Origin of the sequence: Halopseudomonas oceani (assembly GCF_963677335.1) — a bacterium.
Taxonomy (GTDB): Bacteria; Pseudomonadota; Gammaproteobacteria; order Pseudomonadales; family Pseudomonadaceae; genus Halopseudomonas; species Halopseudomonas oceani.
Genome location: NZ_OY781932.1, coordinates 3,361,508 through 3,381,449 on the forward strand (window position 1 = coordinate 3,361,508; position 19,942 = coordinate 3,381,449).

The following is a 19,942-nucleotide window of genomic DNA, read 5'->3' on the forward strand; positions in this document are numbered from 1 at the left end:
GCGGCTCACAAAGACAGTGACCGCGTCCCACACACCGCGCGTCAAATGCAACAAATAGATTCACTCAGACATCTATTCCGACGGCAGCTTGATGTGGATAATCTGCCGGCTACGCCCAAAAGGGCAATTAACGGCCGGCGTTCGCGGCGGAGCATGAGGCTCCGACCTGCCAATGGCAGGACAGCATTCACCAACGACAGAAACCAGGACCATGCATACAGTAGAGAAGATCGGCGGCACTTCAATGAGCCGCTTCGAGGAAGTACTGCAGAACATTTTCATTGGCCAACGTCAGGGTGCTGAGCTGTACCAGCGCATTTTTGTGGTCTCTGCCTATTCAGGCATGACCAACATGCTGCTCGAACACAAGAAAACCGGCGAGCCCGGTGTGTATGAGCGCTTCGCCGACGCCCACAACGAAGACGCCTGGCTGGAAGCCCTGGACAACGTCCAGCAGGCCATGACCGCCAAAAACGCTGAACTGTTCCAGGGCGAATACGAACTGCAAGCCGCCAACCGTTTCATTGAAGGCCGCATCAGCGACGTTCGCGACTGCATGGTTAGCCTGCAGCAACTGTGTTCCTACGGCCACTTCCAGCTGACCGAACACCTGATGAAGGTCCGCGAAATGCTGGCTTCGCTGGGTGAGGCTCACAGCGCCTTCAATACCGTGCTGGCGCTGAAGAAAAAGGGCATAAACGCTCGACTGGCCGACCTGACCGGCTGGAACCAACGCGAGCCGAAAACCTTTCAGGAAATGGTTCGCGACAGCTTTGACGGTATCGACTTGAATAAAGAACTGGTTGTTGCGACTGGTTATACCCACTGCAGCGAAGGTCTGATGAGCACCTTCGACCGCGGCTACAGCGAGATCACATTCGCCCAGATCGCGGCAACCACCGGCGCCAGTGAAGCCATCATTCACAAGGAATACCATCTATCCAGCGCCGATCCGACATTGGTCGGAGTGGACAAAGTGGTTACCATCGGGCGTACCAACTATGACGTGGCCGACCAGCTCTCCAATCTCGGCATGGAAGCGATTCACCCCAAAGCCGCGCGTACCTTGCGCCGCGCAGGCATCCACCTGCGCATCAAGAATGCCTTCGAGCCGGATCACGGTGGCACACTGATCAGCCAGGACTATTGCAGTGAGAAGCCCTGCGTCGAGATCATCGCCGGCCGTAAAGACGTATTTGGCATCGAAGTCTTCGACCAGGAGATGCTGGGCGACGTTGAATACGATCTGGAGATCACCAAGCTGCTGAGAAAGCTCAAGCTGTACGTGGTGAACAAGGACTCAGATGCCAACAGCATTACCTATTACGTCTCGGCGTCACGCAAGATGATCAACCGCGCCTCACGCCTAATCGAAGAGCGCTACCCGATGGCCGAGGTCAACGTGCATAACGTCGCTATCGTTTCAGCGATCGGCTCGGACCTCAAGGTCAAAGGTATTCTGGCCAAGACTGTGGCTGCCCTGGCCGAAGCTGGCATTAGCATCCAGGCAGTGCACCAGTCGATCCGCCAGGTCGAGATGCAATGCGTAGTTCAGGAAGAGGACTATGACGCCGCGATTGCTGCGCTACACCGCGCACTGATCGAGCCGGAGAATCACGGCGATGTGATCGTCGCCGCCTGATTGGCGCCTCGTTGACGCATCAGCACAAACCCGGCAACTGCCGGGTTTGTGCATTTTGGCTCCGCACACTCGGCAAAGCCGCGCCGAGTTCTATATAGTTTGGCCAGAGGAGGCCGCACAGCGCGGCCATGACTGGGGGCATCCCCACACAAAAAATGGAATGCGGTTGTGATTGAAGCGGTCTGGATTGCCTTTGCCTTCGGCTTGGGCCTGCTGTTCAAGCAGGTCGGCCTCCCTCCCCTGATCGGCTACCTTGGTGCCGGCTTTGCACTCTCTGCGCTTGGCGAACGCGTCGGTGTAGGCCCCGAAGACAGCTACGTTCTCAATCACATCGCCCATCTCGGCGTGCTGCTCCTGCTATTTACGGTCGGCCTCAAACTCAAACTTAAGAACCTCGCCCGACCAGAAGTCATCGGCGGCAGCTTGCTGCACTTTGGCCTATCTACTGCCCTGTTTCTGCCGGCGTTCATATTCTTTCTTGATATGCCGGTCAAGCAGGCCGTACTGCTGGCAATGGCACTGTCGTTTTCCAGTACCGTACTGGCAGCCAAGGTGCTAGAGAGCAAACGCGAGCTACGCGCCTTCCATGGCCGGGTTGCGATCGGCGTATTGATCATGCAGGATCTGATCGCCCTAGTGGCGATCAGCATTGCCAGCGGCCAGACACCTTCCGGGTGGGCTCTGATGGTACTGATCCTGCCACTATGCCGCCCGCTACTGTTCAAGCTGCTGGATTTGAGTGGCCGAGAGGAGCTGATGGTACTGCTCGGCCTGTTACTGGCACTGGTAGTCGGCGGTGCCGGTTTCGAAGCACTGGGCTTAAGCTCCGAGCTGGGCGCACTCGCATTTGGCGCCATGCTGGCCAACCACAAACGCGCTGGTGAGCTGTCGCAGTCACTTTGGAGCCTGAAGGAAGTCTTTCTGGTTGGCTTCTTTCTCCAGATTGGCTTGGGCGGCCTGCCGGATCAACACGCCATCCTGTTTGCGCTGGCATTGACTCTGCTGCTACCGCTGAAAACCGCCCTGTTCTTCTTTCTGTTCACCGGTTTCAAGCTACGCGCACGCAGTGCCTTTCTCAGCAGCCTTACTCTTACCAACTACAGCGAGTTCGGCCTGATCATGGCTAGCCTGGTGCTGCCTGAGTGGCTGATACCACTGGCGCTAACGGTTGCCTTTTCCTTTGTCATTTCCGCACCGCTCAACCGCATCGTGCACAGCATTTATGAATACATAGCGCCGCTGTTGACTCGCTTTGAGCGGGATATTCGCCACCCGGACGAACAGCCAATCACCCTGGGCGATGCACAGATACTGATCATGGGGCTGGGCCGCACCGGCCGCGCCGCCTATGACAACCTGTCGGAGAAAGGCTACCGCGTCATCGGCCTCGACTCCGACCCCGTCGCCGTTGAGGGCAGCCTGGCGTCAGGCCGACAGGCCCTGTTCGCTGACGCCGAAGACCCGGTGTTCTGGCAGAACCTGGATATGCCGAACATTCACTCGGTGATCCTCGCCATGAACGATGCCGAGGCGAAGACGATTACCGTCCACAACTTGCGCGGTCGCGGCTTCGACGGCCTAATTGTCTCGCATGCCATGTACGAGGATATCGCGCGGCGCATTATTCAGGCAGGCGCCGATCACACCTACCTGACCATGAGCGAAGCAGGCACCGGCTTAGCAGAGCACGTGGCCAGAAGCATCCAGGAACGCAGCACGCTGCTTACCGAGCAGGCCAAGCGGGCCTGACCTACACCCCCAGCAGTTGTGCGCGTACCGCGGCAGCGGCGCTGGCCGGGTGCTCCAGCATAAAGCAGTGACCGCCCGCCGTCTGATGCGCTGTCACATGGCGATTGCTGGCGGCCAGACGACGCACTGCACGCCCGACAAACGGATAGGTGCGATCACCATAGACGATCTGCGTCGGGGTCGTTAACCGCCGTAATGACGACCACAGTGCCGACGGCATCGTACGAAATACCTCAGCCTCGCGACTCGGCCGGCAGCACAGCTCCACCCCGCCCGCCTCCCGGTCACGCAACGCATGAGCAATATGTGCCTCAAAGGCCGTCTCGTCCCAGCCCTTAAACATGCCTCGGTTGTGCAGCCCGGCATGCGCCGCTGTGCGGTCTGGCCAGTAGTCCCGACGCGCAGCAGCACGTTTTGCCGCCGGATGATCGTGCAAGCCAAATAGCCCGAGACCACGCCGCAATGCAATCAGCCCCGGCGGAAAGAACACCGGATCAAGCAGTACCGTGCGCAGAAACAGGTCCGGTTGGCGAGCCATGATCAAGGCAGTCAAAACCCCGCCAAAGCTGTGCCCGCATGCCATCCGCGGCGCGTCACCGAACACCTTGCCCTGCTCGGAAAATGCCTCTGCAGCCAGCTCCGCATTGCGGTTCCAGCCAACGAAGCGGCCACCATGATCGCTCTGACCATGGCCCTGCAGGTCGCACAGCCAGAGATCGAAGTCTTCAACCAGTAACGCCAGCATCGGTTCGTAGGTCCGGGTGCAAAAACCATTGCCGTGCAAAAAGTGCAGAACCGGTTTACCACTCGGCTGGCTATGCCAACCGCGCAAGGTGAAACCAGCACTGCTTTCGTGAGCCCAGGCCAACAAATCCATTCAGCAACTCCCCAAAAAACAAGTCAGCCAGTCTAATTCGCCCCTTTGCGGCTGTCAGCGGCATACCCGTCTGTTAATCTGGCAATTCGGCCTTGATGATGACACCTACATGCTGAAGACAACAGTATCCGGCTCAGGCCCCTCGCTGATCTGGGCGCACGGCTTGATGCTTTCGATGGCGTTCGAAGACACCACCGGCTGGTTTCACCCGGCTCAGGAAGACGGCATACGCCGGATACGCTATGACGCACGCGGACATGGCCAATCACCGGGGGGAACCGCCAGTTCAGCCTATCTCTGGACGAGCCAGGCGGACGACATGCTCGGGATCGCCAGTGAACACGCCACAACACCGCGCGCCCTGGGGGGGCACTCGATGGGGTCCGCCAGCGCCCTGCTCGCGGCGTTGAAACAGCCTGAACTAACTTCCTGCCTGATTCTGGCGACGCCGCCGACGGCCTGGCAAACGAGACCGAGTCAGGTACGCCGCTACCGGCAGATGCAACGCCTCATTGAACAACGCGGCATTGCCAGCCTGCTCAGGCTAGCGTCACAGAACCCAGCTCTGCCCAACTGGCTGCTGCAAGCCCATCCTGATCACGCAAGCGCGTCACTGCGGGCCCTGAGCGGCATGCGTGCAGACTCACTAATGGCAATACTCGACGCCGCCTGCGCCTGCGACCTGCCTGCTGTGAGCGCGCTGCAGCAGCTGGAAGTGCCAACGCTGATTCTTGCCTGGCGCGATGACCCGATCCATCCGCTGGAAACCGCAGAGCAATTGGCCACGGCGTTGCCCCTGGCCGAGCTGCAGATCATCAGCGACGCAAACGACCTGCAGCACTGGCCCCGGACGATCAGCGATTTTGTCCGCAGACACGCACCGGGTTAACCCCTACTCCAAACTGTAATCAATGTTGGTGACAACGCGGATGCGCTTCACTTCCGGAGTAAACGGGTCCACATCGTCGATTGAGAAATAGCCCTGGGAAGCACGACGAATACTGCCGACAGAAGCCCCGGAGTCGCGGGCAAACTGATCCGCCGCCGCACGGGCATCACGGGTCGCATCTGCAATCATATCGGGCTTGATCGCATCAAGCTGGGTGAAGAGAAAGGTGGGTTGAAACTCGTAGCTCTGGGTCAGTGCAACCCCTGACTTGACCAGTTCGCCGACCGACTGCATGCCCGCCTTGACGCCATCAACATCGGCGGTGCGAACCAGCACAGTAACTTCCGCGCGATAGCGCTCGGGCGGAAGGTTGGCACCATAGCTGTTGGCATGCTGATCGACTATCTTGGGCATCGAAAGCTGAATGTCCTTTTCCTCGAACCCCTTGAGCAGTAAAAACGAACGCACCAACCCCTGCTGATGTTCAACATCGTCCTGCAGACGGTCCAGACTGTCGCCGGTAACGCTGAAATTGATCGGCCACAGTGCCAGATCCGCCGGCACCTGACGCTCTGCCAATCCTTTGACACTGACAACCCGGTCGGCGCCACGAAACTCCAGCAGCCCGGTTTTCAGACTGACCCCGATAAACGCAAGCCCTCCCGCTACCAAGGCCGCCGCTACCACTGACCACAGCGAAACACGACTGAAAACCGCCATGACATCTCCTCGAAACCTGGTGAATATCCGACTATCCTAAATGCATCTGACGTTTGCAATATTGGCTATCCAACTTAGAATAGCCGCTATAGCCCGAGCGCGGGCACCCATTGCTGTCCACCCCGTCGCAATACATCCCAGGAGTCCCCGTTTGGATCTCGCAACCCTGATTGGCCTGATCGGCGCACTCGGCATCATCGCTGCATCCATTCTGCTGGGCACTGGTGCCCAGGTGTTCTTCAATGTGCCATCAATGCTGATCGTTTTTGGTGGCAGCCTGTTTGTGGTGCTTGCCAAATTCAATGTTGGTCAATTTATTGGCGCCATTAAAGTTGCAGGCCGAGCCTTTCGTTTCAAGCTCCCCGATACCGAAACCAGCATCAACGAGCTGGTTGAACTCGCCACCATCGCCCGCAAGTCCGGGTTGCTGGCCCTTGAAGAAAAGGAAATCGCCTCCCCGTTCCTCGCCAGTGGTATTCAGTTGCTGATCGACGGCCATCCGCAGGAAACCGTCAAGGCTATCCTCGAAAAGGAGCGGGTGCTGACCATGGAACGCAACCGCTGGGGGGCGAAGATTTTTTCTGCGCTGGGTGACGTGGGCCCGGCGATGGGCATGATCGGTACGCTGATCGGCCTGGTTCAGATGCTGTCCAACATGGAAGACCCGAAGTCTATTGGTCCGGCCATGGCAGTCGCGCTGCTCACCACGCTGTACGGCGCGATGCTGGCAACCATGGTCTGCCTACCAATCGCCGACAAGCTGGCCCTGCGCATGACCGAAGAAGCACGCATGCAATCACTGTGGATCGACGCCATTCTGGCAATTCAGGAAGGCACCAACCCCCGTGTTATCGAACAACTGCTGAGCAGCTACCTGCCTGCCGATAAACGCAGCAAGGCGAACGACGAGGCGAAGGAAGGCTGATGGAAGAGCAGGAAGACGACAGCCCCGGCATCCCCGCATGGGTCATGACCTTCGCCGATCTGATGTCGCTGCTGATGTGCTTCTTCGTGCTGCTGCTGTCATTCTCCGAAATCGACGCGCAGAAGTTCAAGCAGATCGCCGGCGAACTATCAGCCGCCTTTGGCGTACAGCGCGATGTGCCCGCGCTGGACATCCCGATGGGTACCAGTCCGATTTTCGACAAGTTCTCACCGGGCAAGCCCGAACCCACCCCCGTCGATAGCGTGCGCCAGCAGACCACCGAACAGGATCCAAAGCTGGATACCCTGCGCGAGGAAATGGAAGCAGACGTCCAGCAGCAGGTTCAGCAAACCACCAAAGAACAGATCGATACCAGCATGGACGCCCTGCGTGACGTACTGGAAAACGAATTGGCGCAGGGCCGACTGCAACTGGAACACGACCGCAAGCGGATCATCATTCGGGTAGAGGAGAAGGGCTCCTTCCCTTCCGGCTCGGCTGACATGACCGACGATTTTCGCGACATGCTGGACCGTATTGCCGAAGTACTGGCCAAGCTGCCGGGCGAAATCACCATCGAGGGACACACGGATAACATTCCGATCCACACCAACCGCTTCCAGTCCAACTGGGACCTCTCCGCAGCGCGCGCCTCATCGGTCGCCAACGCCCTGCTGCTCAACGATACTATCAAGCCGGAGCGTATGCGGGTACAGGGCTACGCCGAGACCCGCCCTCGTGCCAGCAATGAGTGGCCGGAAACCCGTGCGCTTAACCGCCGGGTCGAGATCATTCTTGACCTGTCAGGCTCGATAGAAGAATACGAAGCAGAGCTGCGTCGTCTGATGGAGGAAGACCTGGGTGACCTGATTCAGGATCTCGAGCTCCATAACGCCCCCTCATCCAGCGAGCCGCCGCCCGACAGCCCGCCTCCCACTGCGCCCTGAAACAGGGTCAGTGCTTGAGATCGTCGGGAATATTCGGATCAGGCATCGGCCCCGGCCGCTTGCCCTGACCCGCGCGGTACTGGCGTAACTGGAATACGTACGCCAGGACCTGCGCCACCGCGAGATAGAGACCGGACGGAATTTCATGGTCGATCTCGGTGCTGTAATACACCGCCCGGGCCAATGGCGGTGATTCCAGGATGATAATTTCGTTCTCGTTCGCCACCTCGCGAATACGCTGGGCGACAAAATCAGCACCCTTCGCCAAAAGCACCGGCGCACCGGAAGCCATCGGATCATATTTCAGCGCTACAGCGAAATGGGTCGGGTTGGTAATGATAACGTCGGCCTGCGGCACATTGCTCATCATCCGACGCTCCGCCATCTCGCGCTGCAGCTGTCGAATACGCGACTTGACCTCGGGCTTGCCCTCCGAGTCCTTGTATTCGTCCTTGACCTCCTGCTTGGTCATACGCAATTTCTGCTTGTGATCCCATAGCTGGAACGGCGCATCCACAGCGGCAATCAGAATCAGCGAACAGGACAGAATCAGCAAGGACGAGCCCAACACCCAGGCACAATGGATGATCGCTGCCGACAACGGCTCATTGGCCATGCTGAGCAGGTCTTCGGTGCGTAATTGCAGCACAACCAGCGCCACACCAAGGACCACAAGGAACTTGGCCAGTGCCTTGAGCAACTCAACCAGCGCCTTGACCGAAAACATCCGCTTGAGGCCCGCCAGCGGGTCCATGCGCTCAAACTTGGGAGCCAGCGAACTGGCACTGAACAACCAGCCGCCGAGCAGGATAGGCCCGACAATGGAGGCCACCAGCAGCACTCCAAACAGCGGGCCAAGCACTTCAAGCCCCTCACGCAGGGATGCAAACAGGTGCAGCCCCATGGCGTCGGTGCCGTACAGCGACTCGCGCTCCAGGGCGAAGTTGAAAATCATGATGTCCATGAGCTTCTGGACCATGCCCGGCCCAAGCATCAGCAAGCCAATCGCCGCCGCCATCACCACGGCCAACGTATTGAGCTCGCGTGATCGAGCAACCTGGCCTTTGTCGCGCGACTCTTTAAGTCGCTTGCCCGTGGGCTCCTCTGTGCGTTCCTGACCGCTGTCTGATTCTGCCATCAGCTCGCCCTCACCAGTCCACGTAGCCAGATCAGTGCATCGGCGGCGAGTTCCTGATACTGCCCCGGCACGTTACCCATCAGAACCCACATGATGAATAGACCAAATACCAGCGTCAGCGGGAAACCGATGGAGAAAATATTCAGCTGCGGTGCCGCGCGCATCATCACACCAAAGGAAATATTGACGATCAGCAGCGCCGTAATCGCCGGCAGACCAATCAAAATCGCGGCAGCCAGCACCCACGAGAAGCGCAACACCAGCGCTTGGAAATCCAACCGCCCCAGGCTCTCACCAACCGGCAAGGTAGTGAAGCTTTCAGTCAGGACTTCCAGCACAACCAGATGTCCATTCATGGCCAGGAACAGCAAGGTGACCAGCATGGTAAAAACCTGCGCCACCACCGCCACCGAGATCCCCGTGGTCGGGTCGTTCATGGACGCGAAACCGAGCCCCATCTGCATAGCAATGATCTGGCCCGCCAGCACGTGGATCTGGAACAGCAGCTGCAGGGAAAACCCCATAGCAGCTCCGATCAAAATCTGCTCGCCAATCACCACCCAGGTACGCAACGACAATGCATCCAGCATCGGCACCTCGCCGACCTGCGGAGCGATCAGCATAGTCAGGGCAAGGGCAAAATAAAGACGTACCCGTGTTGGCAGTAGCTGCGTACCGATTACCGGCATCGTCATCAGCAGGGACGCAATACGAAACAGCACCCACAGGTAGCTCGCTACCCAGCGACTGATTTCGGCGCTGGACAGTTCGATCATCAGCCAATCAATCCCGGGATCTGGCGATAGAGGTTATCGGTAAACTCGATCATCTGCGCCGCCAACCAAGGGCCAAGCCAGATCAGCGTGACAAAGGTAATCAGCAAACGCGGCAGGAAGCTCAGTGTCTGCTCGTTGATCTGCGTGGCGGCCTGAAACATCGCGACGATCAGGCCCACAATCAGGCTTGGCATGACCACAATGGCAACGACCACAGCGGTAAGCCACAGCGCTTGACTGAACAATCCTACTGCCACTTCGGGAGTCATCTGCAGCCCTCCTAGGGAACAGCGAAGCTGGCAGCCAGGGTGCCAATGATCAGCGCCCAGCCATCCACCAGCACAAACAGCATGATCTTGAACGGCAACGAAATGATCAGTGGTGACAGCATCATCATACCCATCGCCATCAGGACGCTGGCCACCACCAAGTCAATCACCAGAAATGGAATAAAGATCATGAAACCGATTTGAAAGGCCGTCTTCAGCTCGGAAGTCACAAACGCCGGCACCAGAATGTGGAAAGGCACGTCATCCGGGCCGGTCAGATCGGTGCGCTTGGCCAGACGTACAAAGAGCTCAAGGTCGGTTTCGCGGGTTTGCGCCAGCATGAATTCACGCAACGGCAGGCTCGCGGCCTGCAAGGCCTCCTGCGGCTGCATCTGCTCGTTGAGATACGGCTGCAGCGCCGCCTCGTTGATCTTGCTGAATACCGGCGCCATGATGAACAGGGTGAGAAATAGCGCAAGACCGATCAGAACCTGACTGGACGGTGTCTGTTGCAACCCCAGGGCCTGACGCAGAATGGCAAAGACAATGATGATCCGGGTGAAGCTGGTCATCATCATCACGAATGCCGGAATGAAGGTCAGCGCAGACATCAGCAGCAGCACCTGCAGGCTGACCGAATAGGTCTGCTGACCTTCGCTATCCGTGCTCAAGGTGATGGCTGGCAAGCTGAGCGGGTCCGCTGCCGTCTGAGCCAGTACCGACGGTGCCAGCAGCACCAGCAAAAGTCCGAGCCAGCGCATCATGACTGATCTTCCCTTTTCAACAAGGCTTGCAACTTGCGCGCGAAATCGCTGTTGCCGGCTACAGCCGCATTGAGGTCAGCCACCGGCTGATCAAATACATGTAACGTGTTGATCCGCCCCGGCGAAGCCCCCAGCAGCATCTGCTTGCCACCAACATCAACCAGCAGCAGGCGGTCGCGCGGCCCGAGCGGCAAGCTGCTGACCAGACGAATGTGTTGCCCACCCTGGGCGGCCAGCGGCCCGACCCGGCGCAACAACCAGCCCAGCAAGACAATCAGCCCGACCACGAAGCCGAGCCCCAGCGCCAGCTGTGCCAGCTGCAACGCGAGCGAGCCGCCACCGACGTTGTTCATTGCCGCTGCCGCCGGCTCGCCACTTTGCGCATTCACGCCGACTGGCAGGACCAGCAGCAACGCCAGCATCAGCCCCCGCATCAACGCAGCTTCTTGATGCGTTCAGAAGGACTGATGACGTCAGTCAGGCGAATACCGAACTTCTCGTTCACCACCACCACTTCACCATGCGCAATCAACGTACCATTGACCTTCACATCCAGCGGCTCGCCCGCCAGCCGATCCAGTTCGACCACCGAGCCCTGATTGAGCTGAAGCAGGTTGCGAATGGTGATCTCGGTATTCCCCACCTCCATCGAGATAGTGACCGGAATATCCAGAATCACGTCCAGGTTCGGGCTATCGCCGGGGTCCATATCCTCGCCACCGGTACGCGCAGGCGCATCGAACTCTTCCATCTGCATGCGTGGCTGCGCGCTAGTCTGCTCCAGCATCGCATCGATGTCGTCCTGATTAGCGTCACCGGCTTCGTCCAGCGCAGCCGCCCACTCGTCAGCCAGCGCTTGCTCTTCCGGGCTGATTTCGTCGGGTTTGTTGTCGTCAGCCATCTCGCTGTCCCCTGTCATTGATTGTTATGGTCGATCAGCGCGGTCGCGCGAGCGGCCCGAGAATCTGCAGCGCCAGATTGCCCTTGACTGAGCCCAGCTTGCTCTTGAACGTTGGCACGCCGTTGGCACAGAGCACCATATAGTCAGGCATCTCGACTGGAATCACATCACCCGGCTGCATACTCAGCAGGTCCTTCAGCTTGAGCTGGGTTTTTACCACGGTCGCGTTGAGCGGAACCTTGACCCCTGTGATCTCTTCACGGAGTGCGCGTACCCAGCGCTCGTCATGCTCATCGACATCTGACTGCACGCCCGAATCCAGCACTTCGCGCAACGGCTCGATCATCGAATACGGCATGGTGACGTGCAGATCACCGCCGCCACCATCAAGCTCGATATGGAACGTGGACACCACAACCACTTCGCTCGGGCTAACAATATTCGCCAGGGCGGGATTCACCTCAGAATTGACGTACTCGAACTGCACGTCGTGAACCGCCTGCCAGGCCTCCTTCAGATCGACAAATGCCTGATCGAGCACCATGCGCACAACACGCAGCTCGGTTGGGGTGAACTCGCGCCCCTCGATCTTGGCATGGCGACCGTCACCACCGAAGAAGTTGTCAACCAGCTTGAACACCAGCTTGGCATCCAGAATGAACAGGGCCGTACCGCGCAATGGCTTCATCTTGACCAGGTTGAGGCTGGTCGGTACGTACAGGGTATGCACGTACTCACCGAACTTCATGACCTGCACGCCGCCGACCGCCACATCGGCAGAGCGACGCATCAGATTGAACATGCTGATCCGGGTATAGCGGGCAAAGCGTTCGTTGATCATCTCCAGCGTCGGCATGCGCCCACGCACGATACGATCCTGGCTGGTCAGGTCATAGCTTTTGATCGAACCGGGGTCACTGTCCAGATCGGTATCAATGGCGCCATCATCCACCCCATGCAGAAGGGCATCGATCTCATCCTGGGACAGCAGATCCTGTACAGCCATCGGTATCTCCTATTGAAGAACCATGTTGGTAAACAGCACCGACTCGATGACGGGGTCGCCTACTTCCTTCTCAAGCAACGCCTTAACCGCGAGGGTCGCCTTGTCACGCAAAGCCTGCTTGCCTTCAGCCGTCGTCAACGCCTCAAACTCTTCACTGCCAAATAACATGACCAACTGATTGCGAATCAGCGGAAGGTGCTGATTGAGTTTAGCCATGCCAGCCGCATCGCGACCCATCAATACCACACTGACCTGCATATAACGCTGCCGGCCAGAAACGGCGTAGTTGACGACAAACGCCGGATCCAGCGGCTGGTAGATTGCCTCCTGCTTGACCGGCTCAGCCGCGACTTCCTCAACCGGGGCGTCGTCGCCACTGAGCAGGAAATAGGCCACGCCGCCCGCTGAAATCAGCAGCGCCAACAGGCCAACACCAATCAGGATAAAAAGTTTCTTGCGGCTTTTCGCCGGCTTTTCCTGCGCGTCGTCTTCAACAGGTTGCGCTTGCTTCGCCATGCCAATATTCCGTCAATTAGGCTTTTCAGCCGCTGTTCAAGGAGGTGTATGCATTCTGCGTGCCAGCAACTCGGCAGCATACAGCCCTGCCCGATTCACTGGCAGTCTCCATAGGATACTGACTTGCAGGAAAAATGTCTTTTGCCGCCCGAGTTGGGCGCAGAGATCCGGGGCAGTTGATACTGCCCCGGCAGGAACGCAGGAAAGCCGCCGGATCAGGCGTAGTAATCAACCAGCCGAGCGGCGGTCAGCCGGGTCTGCAACACTGCAGCCGGGTCGCTGGCAAGCGCATCGTCACTACCATCCATCCGCCCGGGAGTATTACCACCATCACCACGACCGCCGCCCTGATCAGCCAGCCCGGCGAAACTGCCCTGCGACTGACGCCCTTCCGCCGAGCCGTCCGACACATTGACGTCAACCAGTGAGGCTCCCTGCTGGGTGAACATATCACGCAGCCGGTGCATCTGCCCTTCCAGCGCATCACGCACGCCAGCGTGCTGACTCACGAACTGCACCTGATGTTCCTGGCCGCGAGTCTGAATCTTGATTTCCAGCGGCCCCAGCTCTGCCGGGTCCAGCTGAATCTCAACCGATTTGACGTTCTGACTGGACATCCACATCACCTTGTTGACTACCGCCTCACTCCAGCCGGATTGCCCCATCGGCACCCCCAGCGTCTGGGTGGCGCCAGTCACCGGCCGCGCCGTCATCGCCACCTGTCCGTTGCTCTGCACCTGAGCTGCCGCCGCGCCTTTACCGTCATCAATAGCATTGCTATCCAGACTGCTGGCACGCGCAGCAAGACGCGACTCCAGCTGTTCAATCAGTTTGCCAACCGGAATCGGCTGTTCAGTAGCGCCAGACTGCATTGCGCGTTGCTGTTGAACGTCCGCCTGCGTCTGGCGCTGGTTGGCATCAACCTGCGCAACAGCCGCATCTGCCGACTTGGCGCTCCCATCACGCGCAGTCGCTTGGCCATCAGCATTAGCGTTTGCTTGGGCTTCACCACGCAAAATTGCGCGTAACTGGGCAGCCAGATCAGCAACAGTCGTGCCGCGCCCACCACCACTAGCCAGAACGTCGTCCGCCCCAGCCTCCGCCGCGGCTGCCTTTGCCGCGGCATCAATGGCGGCCAACGCCGCAACCGCCGGATTACTGTCGGCCGTCAAGGACTCGTCACCCCCCTCTTCCGCCGAGGGCTCGCCATCGCTCGGCAGCCGAGCCAGCCATTGCTGCCACTGCTGGCTAATACCGGCCAGAATGCTGTCCGGGTCATCGGCATCAAGCCCCGCCACGTCCTCGCCCTCGCCGGGCGTCACGCCCTCGGCGCGATCACCATCAACGCTCCCCATCACCTGCGCGAGCTGTTGAAACCAGCCTTGCATGCTACCCGGCAATTCCTTGCCGTCCGCGGCAATCAACGAGGGCAGCGGCAGGGTTGCGTCGACGTCGCTGGTTACCTCGGCAAGCCGCTGCATCAGAGCATCAAGGTCCTCTGGCGTCTGCTCGGCAAGAATGGCCGAGAACGCTGCTACGGCGCCGGAGCTTGCGCCCTTGCTGCCGCCGGAAGCAACACCGGCAAAACTGTCACGGGGAAAGTCAGCGCCAAAAAGCGCCATCAGATTCTGCCCGATTGGCATGATGTAATCTCCACCTGAAAAGGCTTGGCCAATGATTCAGGGGAATATCTGCAAACGACGGGCCAATCTGAAAAAGAAAGGAGGAAAGAATCAACCGAGCAGCGGTTTGAGGCGTGTAAATGCCTGCTCAATATCAGCGAGCAGCACGCTCGCAGCCTGGCGGTCGCCCGCAACACCTGCACCTTCAGCCTCAAGGCAGGCTTGCTCGAGCGCCAGCGCGCCCATATTGCCACAGCTGCCCTTGAAGCTGTGCGCGGCCTGGCGGAACGCATCCATATCGTCTTTGCCAAGAGCGTCGTGCAATTGACGCAACCGGTTGTCCGCATCAGCAAGAAAGGTTTCTAGCAGTAGCGCGTAATCGTCCTGCATCAACTCACGCAGCCCCTGCTGCACATTCAGATCCATATCTGGCTTGCGATCTGCCATCGCGCGGAGGTCCTTATCAGCGGAAGCTGAGTCAACTGTCATTGCCCAGCAGTATGCCCAAGCGACCAATGGAAGACCACCCTGACCAGGCTTCCCTGTGCACTGAAGCTCACTTCGTCAGCGAGCGCTCTGATCAACGCCAGCCCACGCCCGGCATAGTCAGCAGACGCACTGACGGCCGAGAACCCGGCACCACTGTCTTCGCACTCGATCACCAGTCGCCCGCCATCTGCAACTGGCTGATGGTCCAGCGAAAACCGAATCCACCCGTCATCAAGCGTCCTGAGTCGCGCACTCCGCTCCTGATAGTAAAGCGCGAAACCGTCAGAGTCCTGCTTCCACGCAGACTGCAGGTTGAGCAGACCGTGCTCCAGTGCATTGCTGTAGAGTTCACTCAGTACCGTGAACAGGCTCCCGGCACGGCAGCGCAGCCCCGGAATCGAGAGCAGCGTCTGCAACAAAAAGGGCAGTGGGTTCTGTTCACGAATGGCATTGGCCCGATAGGTGTAGTTCAGCTGCCAGTCATGTCCGCCCTGCGCTGCCGTCCCCAAGGAGGCCGGCGGTATCGGTGGCGACAGGTCCCGCGAGGGCATCACTACCTGCAGCAGGCTGATGTCGTCTTCAGGGCTACCATGAAAGCGCTCCAACGCATCCAGCAGGCCGTCAAACAAGGCGTCGGGGCGACCCGCGTGGGCGGCAACTGCCTGCAATACGCCGTCCTCACCAAACTGTTCACCGGCCGCGTTGCGGCACTCGATGACACCGTCAGTCCAGCACAACAAACGCTCACCCGGATGCATCACCATAACCACCGGTTCGGGATTGAAGCGAACCCGGCTGGCAACGCCCAACGGCAGGTTGGTCGACGCGGCCCGCTGAAGCAGTTGGCCCTCTCGTCCGAGGATCACCACTTCTGGCAGACCACCGTTCCAGATCTCAACCAACCCCTTGGCCGGATTGAGTTCAATCAGCACCGCGCAGCAGAAAATGCCGACCGGCAGAATGTTGCTGAGCTTGGCGTTAAGCTCCAGCAGAATATCCCGCAGGGCGAAACCCTTGGCCGTCATGGCATAGAAGACCTCTGCCAGCGGCATCGCCCCGATGGCGGCCGACAGACCGTGCCCGGTGAAATCACCGAGCAGCAGATGCATTTCGCCAGAGGGACGGTGGGCTGCCAACAGAATATCGCCGTTAAACATGGCATAGGCTGACTGCAGATACCGCAGGCAGGCGTCATCCAGCGCCCCGGCATGGGCGACCCGATCGAAGACGATCTTGGCCAGCTCCTGATCACGCAGTAACCCGGCGTGCTGCCCGGCGATCACATCACGCTGGCTCTGCAACGTTTGGTGCATCTCGCGCATTCGTCTGAAGGCGCGAATCTTGGCCTCCAGAATCACCGGATTGTAGGGTTTGGTGAGAAAGTCGTCGCCCCCGGCCTCGAGGCATTTCACCAGGGCTCCGGTCTCGGTCAGGCTGGTGAGGAAAATAATCGGGACCAGATCTTCCCCGGCGTGCAACTTAATCTGGCGAGCAGCCTCAAAGCCGTCCATGGTCGGCATCAGGGCATCAAGCAGGACAATATCGGGAGACTGCTGAACGAATAGCTCAACGGCCTGCTGGCCATGCTCGGCCTGGCAAACACGATGCCCGAGCCGCTCAACCAGACGCCCGAGGATCATCCGGTCAGCAGGATTGTCATCGGCAACCAGCACCAACAACGGCTGCGCGCCCTGCTCGGCGCGTGCGCTGCTCGGGCTGGTGTTGGTCATGGTTACTCGATACAGAACAGCTGTTCGAAATTGGAGATACTCAGGACCTTGCGCACGTCCGGGTTGCAGTGGACGATGCGAATATCGGCTGCATCACCGCCGGCGTGATCCCGCAGCAGCAGCAACATGCCCAGCGCGGAGCTATCGATATAGTCAGTATCCTGAAGGTCAACGACATACTGGCTCGGCGTCAGGCCACTGCGCTCGTAAGCATTACGGAAGTCCTGATGCGCGCCGAAGTCAAAGCGCCCATTTACACTGATGGTCAGTACCTGGCTATCGCTGGACATTGACGCCTGAATCGACATGTTTTCTCCCTGTCAGGTGTCGCGCTACAAGAGACGTATTACTTCTCGTTTTAGCACAGCCTCGGACGACTGTCAGGAATTATTTGCCCGTTGCGAGTGGGCACGCTGAGACAATTCATCAAGCAGCTTTTGCTCCTGACGATCAGCTCTGGCTTGAGCTTCCTGGCGGTATTTTTCGATCAGTTTGCGTAGCGCCTCCAGGCGCTGGTAACGCTGCCGCCAGTTGTCCCGCGCGCGCTCGATGCTCTCGCCATGCCAGCGCACAGTCTGACGCTGCTGATCAATGGCCACCTCCATCTGGGCCATAAAGCGCTGGTAGTTCATCAACCAGTCTCGCCCGACCCCTTGGGCTCCACGTTGGGTCCAGCCTTTGGCGTATTCGCTGCAATAGTATTCCAGGTCACGCAGGCGAACTTCGGCGTCCTGGAATTGCTTCTGACACTGACCAAGCACTGTGGCAGCCTTACGCTCCTCCTCCAGCGCCATATCCAGCACCGGAGCAAGGCGGCGAATCCGCTCTTCACTCATTAGTCAGAATCTGTTCCAGCCCAGCTTGGCTGTCGGGTAGCGAGACACTTTCGTGCAATCCCTGGCACAAAAAACCCTGCATCGACGGCATCTTCTCCAGCGCCTTGTCTGTCAACGGATCGGACCCGGCGGCATAGGCGCCAACGCTGATCAGGTCGCGGCTCTGCTGATAACGCGCATATAGCTGCTTGAACAGCTGCGCCTTCTGCAAATAGTCCTGCGATACGATCTGCGGCATCGCACGACTGATCGACGCTTCAATGTCGATGGCAGGATAGTGCCCTTCCTCAGCCAGTCGCCTCGACAGCACTACGTGACCGTCGAGAATCGCCCGCGAGGCATCGGCTATCGGGTCCTGCTGGTCGTCCCCTTCGGACAGCACGGTGTAAAACGCAGTAATCGAGCCTCCGCCCTGTTCAGCGTTGCCAGCGCGCTCAACCAGCTGCGGCAACCGGGCAAACACCGACGGCGGGTAGCCCTTGGTCGCCGGCGGCTCGCCAATGGCCAAGGCGATCTCACGCTGGGCCTGGGCAAAACGGGTGAGCGAGTCCATCAACAGCAGCACATTCTTGCCCTGATCACGGAAGTACTCGGCAATGCGCGTACAATACATCGCCGCACGCAAACGCATCAGCGGCGCGTCGTCGGCCGGTGAGGCGACCACGACGGACCGTGCCATCCCCTCTTCGCCAAGGATCTGCTCGATGAACTCCTTGACCTCACGGCCCCGCTCACCGACCAGCCCGACAATGGTGATGTCGGCATCGGTGAAGCGAGTCATCATTCCCAGCAACATACTCTTGCCGACGCCGCTGCCGGCAAACAGACCAAGCCGCTGGCCGCGGCCAACCGTCAACAAACTGTTGATCGAACGGATACCGACATCAAGGGGTTCCTCGATCGGATGGCGCTTGAGCGGATTGATGGTTGGACCGTTGATATCGACCCAGTCTTCGGCCTTGAAGCCGCCCTTGCCGTCCAGCGGACGCCCAATGCCGTCCACCACGCGTCCCAGCATGCCCGAGCCCATCGGCAGCTTGCCGCCGCCGGCCGATGGCACGACGCGAGCACCGGGCTGCATGCCTTCCAGTCGATCCACCGGCATCAGATAAATCTTGTTACCGGCAAAGCCCATGACTTCGGCCTCAATCTGGCTTTGGCCATGCAACGTGTCGCTGATAACCAGGCAACGGCTTCCCACCGGCGCCTTGCATCCCTCTGCTTCAAGCGTGAGGCCGACCATACGGATCAGTCGGCCTTCAACTACCGGCTGGGCAGGTAACTGCAGCGCCTGCTGGTAGCCAGACAATCGACGCGCGAAGCTGATGCGCTCTGGCGTGTTCATTCCGGCTCCGACGCGCTGTCCGGGATCGGCAAGTCCGCCTCTGGCGGATGAGCACGCTGTTCGCGGCGCTGCTCGTAGAGTTGCTCGATCAATTGCTGCAGCCGGGTTTCCAGCGTAGCGTCAACCTGGCTGTGTTCGGTTTCGACGCGACACCCACCGGGCATCAATTGGTCATCCTCAAGCAGGCGCCAACTCTCTTCGTGGCGCTCGCGCAGCGCCTTGATGCTGTCAAAGTCGAGTGGATTGAGGTAGATACGGATATTCTCGGCACCAACCGGCAGCGCCTTGAGTGCCGAGCGCAGCACGCCCATCACCTGATCACGATCCGATTGCATTTCACGCTGCAGCACCGCACGCAGCATCTGCTCAAGCAGCACCAGCAGCATATCTTCAATCTGCTCGTCCTGCTTTTTCAGCGGCGCCATCAACTGAACCATTAGCGCGTCCAGCTCGTCGGTGCGCTTGGCCAGAACGGCCTTGGCTTCCTGTTGCCCCTTCAGCTGACCAGCGTGAAACCCGTCTTTCTCACCGGTTGCAAAGCCTTCGTTGTAGGCTTCTTCACGAATCTGCTCGAGTTCTTCGACGGTGAATGGTTTGACCGTCTCAAGCTCCTGCTCTTCTTCAGGCTGCGGGTCGGGCGCGGACTCAGAGGACGGCTCCGTTTCGCGCTCCAGGGCAATCTGATGCGGCTCAGCGTCAAAGCTAGGCAGATCCCAGCGACTGAATGCCGACACCTCGCTGCTGCGCAATAGCTCGCTTTCATTCTTGACCTGCGACATGACACCCTACCCCGCTTGGAAA

At 59.2% G+C, this 19,942-nt stretch carries 22 protein-coding genes; 5 read left to right on the plus strand and 17 right to left on the minus strand.

Going from position 1 to position 19,942, the window contains the following annotated elements; genetic code table 11:
- The first annotated feature begins 211 nt into the window (after positions 1 to 211).
- Positions 212 to 1,642, plus strand: coding sequence for an aspartate kinase (locus ACKPCU_RS15710; protein WP_321348147.1), 1,431 nt, complete (start codon positions 212 to 214; stop codon positions 1,640 to 1,642).
- A 168-nt stretch (positions 1,643 to 1,810) separates the two neighbouring features.
- Positions 1,811 to 3,391 carry a cation:proton antiporter family protein gene (locus tag ACKPCU_RS15715; protein WP_321348149.1) on the plus strand — a complete coding sequence of 527 codons (1,581 nt, stop codon included), beginning with the start codon at positions 1,811 to 1,813 and terminating at the stop codon, positions 3,389 to 3,391.
- 1 nt (position 3,392) lies between these two features.
- Here the strand turns inward: ACKPCU_RS15715 and ACKPCU_RS15720 are convergent, their stop codons facing one another.
- The gene (locus ACKPCU_RS15720; RefSeq protein WP_321348151.1) at positions 3,393 to 4,268 is read right to left on the minus strand and encodes an alpha/beta fold hydrolase; all 876 of its coding nucleotides are present in this window, start codon (positions 4,266 to 4,268) and stop codon (positions 3,393 to 3,395) included.
- A gap of 109 nt (positions 4,269 to 4,377) precedes the next feature.
- On the opposite strand from ACKPCU_RS15720, the gene ACKPCU_RS15725 reads away from it, so the two are divergent.
- The gene (locus ACKPCU_RS15725; protein ID WP_321348152.1) at positions 4,378 to 5,157 is read left to right on the plus strand and encodes an alpha/beta fold hydrolase; all 780 of its coding nucleotides are present in this window, start codon (positions 4,378 to 4,380) and stop codon (positions 5,155 to 5,157) included.
- Positions 5,158 to 5,160: 3 nt separating this feature from the next.
- Here ACKPCU_RS15725 and ACKPCU_RS15730 read toward each other — a convergent pair whose 3' ends face one another.
- Positions 5,161 to 5,877, minus strand: a complete 717-nt coding sequence (locus tag ACKPCU_RS15730; protein WP_321348154.1) for an SIMPL domain-containing protein — start codon at positions 5,875 to 5,877, stop codon at positions 5,161 to 5,163.
- 151 nt (positions 5,878 to 6,028) lie between these two features.
- Between ACKPCU_RS15730 and pomA the strand changes: the two genes are divergently transcribed.
- Both pomA and ACKPCU_RS15740 read left to right on the plus strand, forming a co-directional pair.
- On the plus strand, positions 6,029 to 6,802 hold the full coding sequence (gene pomA, locus ACKPCU_RS15735; protein ID WP_104737920.1) for a flagellar motor protein PomA: 774 nt from the start codon (positions 6,029 to 6,031) through the stop codon (positions 6,800 to 6,802).
- On the plus strand, positions 6,802 to 7,749 hold the full coding sequence (locus ACKPCU_RS15740; protein WP_407651766.1) for a flagellar motor protein MotB: 948 nt from the start codon (positions 6,802 to 6,804) through the stop codon (positions 7,747 to 7,749). Before pomA ends, ACKPCU_RS15740 begins: the two co-directional genes overlap by 1 nt.
- A gap of 7 nt (positions 7,750 to 7,756) precedes the next feature.
- On the opposite strand, the gene flhB is transcribed toward ACKPCU_RS15740, so the two are convergent.
- The 15 genes from flhB to fliH form a co-directional block, all read right to left on the minus strand.
- Positions 7,757 to 8,887, minus strand: a complete 1,131-nt coding sequence (gene flhB, locus ACKPCU_RS15745) for a flagellar biosynthesis protein FlhB (protein WP_104737922.1) — start codon at positions 8,885 to 8,887, stop codon at positions 7,757 to 7,759.
- Positions 8,887 to 9,663 carry a flagellar biosynthetic protein FliR gene (gene fliR / locus ACKPCU_RS15750; protein ID WP_104737923.1) on the minus strand — a complete coding sequence of 259 codons (777 nt, stop codon included), beginning with the start codon at positions 9,661 to 9,663 and terminating at the stop codon, positions 8,887 to 8,889. The genes flhB and fliR overlap by 1 nt, the downstream gene beginning before the upstream one ends.
- Positions 9,663 to 9,932: a flagellar biosynthesis protein FliQ gene (gene fliQ, locus ACKPCU_RS15755; protein WP_104737924.1), complete on the minus strand. Its 270-nt coding sequence runs from the start codon at positions 9,930 to 9,932 to the stop codon at positions 9,663 to 9,665. The genes fliR and fliQ overlap by 1 nt, the downstream gene beginning before the upstream one ends.
- 11 nt (positions 9,933 to 9,943) lie before the next feature.
- Positions 9,944 to 10,696 carry a flagellar type III secretion system pore protein FliP gene (gene fliP / locus ACKPCU_RS15760; RefSeq protein ID WP_104737925.1) on the minus strand — a complete coding sequence of 251 codons (753 nt, stop codon included), beginning with the start codon at positions 10,694 to 10,696 and terminating at the stop codon, positions 9,944 to 9,946.
- On the minus strand, positions 10,693 to 11,130 hold the full coding sequence (fliO, locus tag ACKPCU_RS15765; protein WP_321348159.1) for a flagellar biosynthetic protein FliO: 438 nt from the start codon (positions 11,128 to 11,130) through the stop codon (positions 10,693 to 10,695). The genes fliP and fliO overlap by 4 nt, the downstream gene beginning before the upstream one ends.
- On the minus strand, positions 11,130 to 11,597 hold the full coding sequence (gene fliN, locus ACKPCU_RS15770; protein ID WP_104737927.1) for a flagellar motor switch protein FliN: 468 nt from the start codon (positions 11,595 to 11,597) through the stop codon (positions 11,130 to 11,132). The genes fliO and fliN overlap by 1 nt, the downstream gene beginning before the upstream one ends.
- 34 nt (positions 11,598 to 11,631) lie before the next feature.
- The gene (gene fliM, locus ACKPCU_RS15775; protein ID WP_104737928.1) at positions 11,632 to 12,603 is read right to left on the minus strand and encodes a flagellar motor switch protein FliM; all 972 of its coding nucleotides are present in this window, start codon (positions 12,601 to 12,603) and stop codon (positions 11,632 to 11,634) included.
- 9 nt (positions 12,604 to 12,612) lie between these two features.
- Positions 12,613 to 13,119 (minus strand): flagellar basal body-associated FliL family protein, encoded by a 507-nt coding sequence (locus ACKPCU_RS15780; protein ID WP_104737929.1) that lies wholly within the window; start codon positions 13,117 to 13,119, stop codon positions 12,613 to 12,615.
- Between the two features lie 215 nt (positions 13,120 to 13,334).
- A complete protein-coding gene (locus ACKPCU_RS15785; protein ID WP_321348162.1) occupies positions 13,335 to 14,762 on the minus strand; it encodes a flagellar hook-length control protein FliK in 1,428 nt (475 codons plus the stop codon).
- Between the two features lie 90 nt (positions 14,763 to 14,852).
- Positions 14,853 to 15,188, minus strand: coding sequence for an Hpt domain-containing protein (locus ACKPCU_RS15790; RefSeq protein WP_321348163.1), 336 nt, complete (start codon positions 15,186 to 15,188; stop codon positions 14,853 to 14,855).
- A gap of 38 nt (positions 15,189 to 15,226) precedes the next feature.
- The gene (locus ACKPCU_RS15795) at positions 15,227 to 16,960 is read right to left on the minus strand and encodes an ATP-binding SpoIIE family protein phosphatase (protein WP_321348164.1); all 1,734 of its coding nucleotides are present in this window, start codon (positions 16,958 to 16,960) and stop codon (positions 15,227 to 15,229) included.
- Positions 16,961 to 16,962: 2 nt separating this feature from the next.
- Positions 16,963 to 17,268 carry an STAS domain-containing protein gene (locus tag ACKPCU_RS15800; protein WP_321348165.1) on the minus strand — a complete coding sequence of 102 codons (306 nt, stop codon included), beginning with the start codon at positions 17,266 to 17,268 and terminating at the stop codon, positions 16,963 to 16,965.
- A 72-nt stretch (positions 17,269 to 17,340) separates the two neighbouring features.
- The gene (gene fliJ / locus ACKPCU_RS15805) at positions 17,341 to 17,796 is read right to left on the minus strand and encodes a flagellar export protein FliJ (RefSeq protein ID WP_321348167.1); all 456 of its coding nucleotides are present in this window, start codon (positions 17,794 to 17,796) and stop codon (positions 17,341 to 17,343) included.
- A complete protein-coding gene (gene fliI, locus ACKPCU_RS15810) occupies positions 17,789 to 19,141 on the minus strand; it encodes a flagellar protein export ATPase FliI (RefSeq protein WP_321348169.1) in 1,353 nt (450 codons plus the stop codon). The genes fliJ and fliI overlap by 8 nt, the downstream gene beginning before the upstream one ends.
- Positions 19,138 to 19,920, minus strand: a complete 783-nt coding sequence (gene fliH, locus ACKPCU_RS15815) for a flagellar assembly protein FliH (RefSeq protein WP_321348171.1) — start codon at positions 19,918 to 19,920, stop codon at positions 19,138 to 19,140. The genes fliI and fliH overlap by 4 nt, the downstream gene beginning before the upstream one ends.
- Positions 19,921 to 19,942 lie beyond the last annotated feature (22 nt).

Coding starts and splice junctions, on each gene's coding strand:
- ACKPCU_RS15710 (WP_321348147.1), top strand. CDS start 212: ATGCATACAGTAGAGAAGATCGGCGGCACTTCAATGAGCCGCTTCGAG.
- ACKPCU_RS15720 (WP_321348151.1), bottom strand. CDS start 4,268: ATGGATTTGTTGGCCTGGGCTCACGAAAGCAGTGCTGGTTTCACCTTG.
- ACKPCU_RS15725 (WP_321348152.1), top strand. CDS start 4,378: ATGCTGAAGACAACAGTATCCGGCTCAGGCCCCTCGCTGATCTGGGCG.
- ACKPCU_RS15730 (WP_321348154.1), bottom strand. CDS start 5,877: ATGGCGGTTTTCAGTCGTGTTTCGCTGTGGTCAGTGGTAGCGGCGGCC.
- ACKPCU_RS15740 (WP_407651766.1), top strand. CDS start 6,802: ATGGAAGAGCAGGAAGACGACAGCCCCGGCATCCCCGCATGGGTCATG.
- flhB (WP_104737922.1), bottom strand. CDS start 8,887: ATGGCAGAATCAGACAGCGGTCAGGAACGCACAGAGGAGCCCACGGGC.
- fliR (WP_104737923.1), bottom strand. CDS start 9,663: ATGATCGAACTGTCCAGCGCCGAAATCAGTCGCTGGGTAGCGAGCTAC.
- fliQ (WP_104737924.1), bottom strand. CDS start 9,932: ATGACTCCCGAAGTGGCAGTAGGATTGTTCAGTCAAGCGCTGTGGCTT.
- fliP (WP_104737925.1), bottom strand. CDS start 10,696: ATGATGCGCTGGCTCGGACTTTTGCTGGTGCTGCTGGCACCGTCGGTA.
- fliO (WP_321348159.1), bottom strand. CDS start 11,130: ATGCGGGGGCTGATGCTGGCGTTGCTGCTGGTCCTGCCAGTCGGCGTG.
- fliN (WP_104737927.1), bottom strand. CDS start 11,597: ATGGCTGACGACAACAAACCCGACGAAATCAGCCCGGAAGAGCAAGCG.
- fliM (WP_104737928.1), bottom strand. CDS start 12,603: ATGGCTGTACAGGATCTGCTGTCCCAGGATGAGATCGATGCCCTTCTG.
- ACKPCU_RS15780 (WP_104737929.1), bottom strand. CDS start 13,119: ATGGCGAAGCAAGCGCAACCTGTTGAAGACGACGCGCAGGAAAAGCCG.
- ACKPCU_RS15785 (WP_321348162.1), bottom strand. CDS start 14,762: ATGCCAATCGGGCAGAATCTGATGGCGCTTTTTGGCGCTGACTTTCCC.
- ACKPCU_RS15790 (WP_321348163.1), bottom strand. CDS start 15,188: ATGGCAGATCGCAAGCCAGATATGGATCTGAATGTGCAGCAGGGGCTG.
- ACKPCU_RS15795 (WP_321348164.1), bottom strand. CDS start 16,960: ATGACCAACACCAGCCCGAGCAGCGCACGCGCCGAGCAGGGCGCGCAG.
- ACKPCU_RS15800 (WP_321348165.1), bottom strand. CDS start 17,268: ATGTCGATTCAGGCGTCAATGTCCAGCGATAGCCAGGTACTGACCATC.
- fliJ (WP_321348167.1), bottom strand. CDS start 17,796: ATGAGTGAAGAGCGGATTCGCCGCCTTGCTCCGGTGCTGGATATGGCG.
- fliI (WP_321348169.1), bottom strand. CDS start 19,141: ATGAACACGCCAGAGCGCATCAGCTTCGCGCGTCGATTGTCTGGCTAC.
- fliH (WP_321348171.1), bottom strand. CDS start 19,920: ATGTCGCAGGTCAAGAATGAAAGCGAGCTATTGCGCAGCAGCGAGGTG.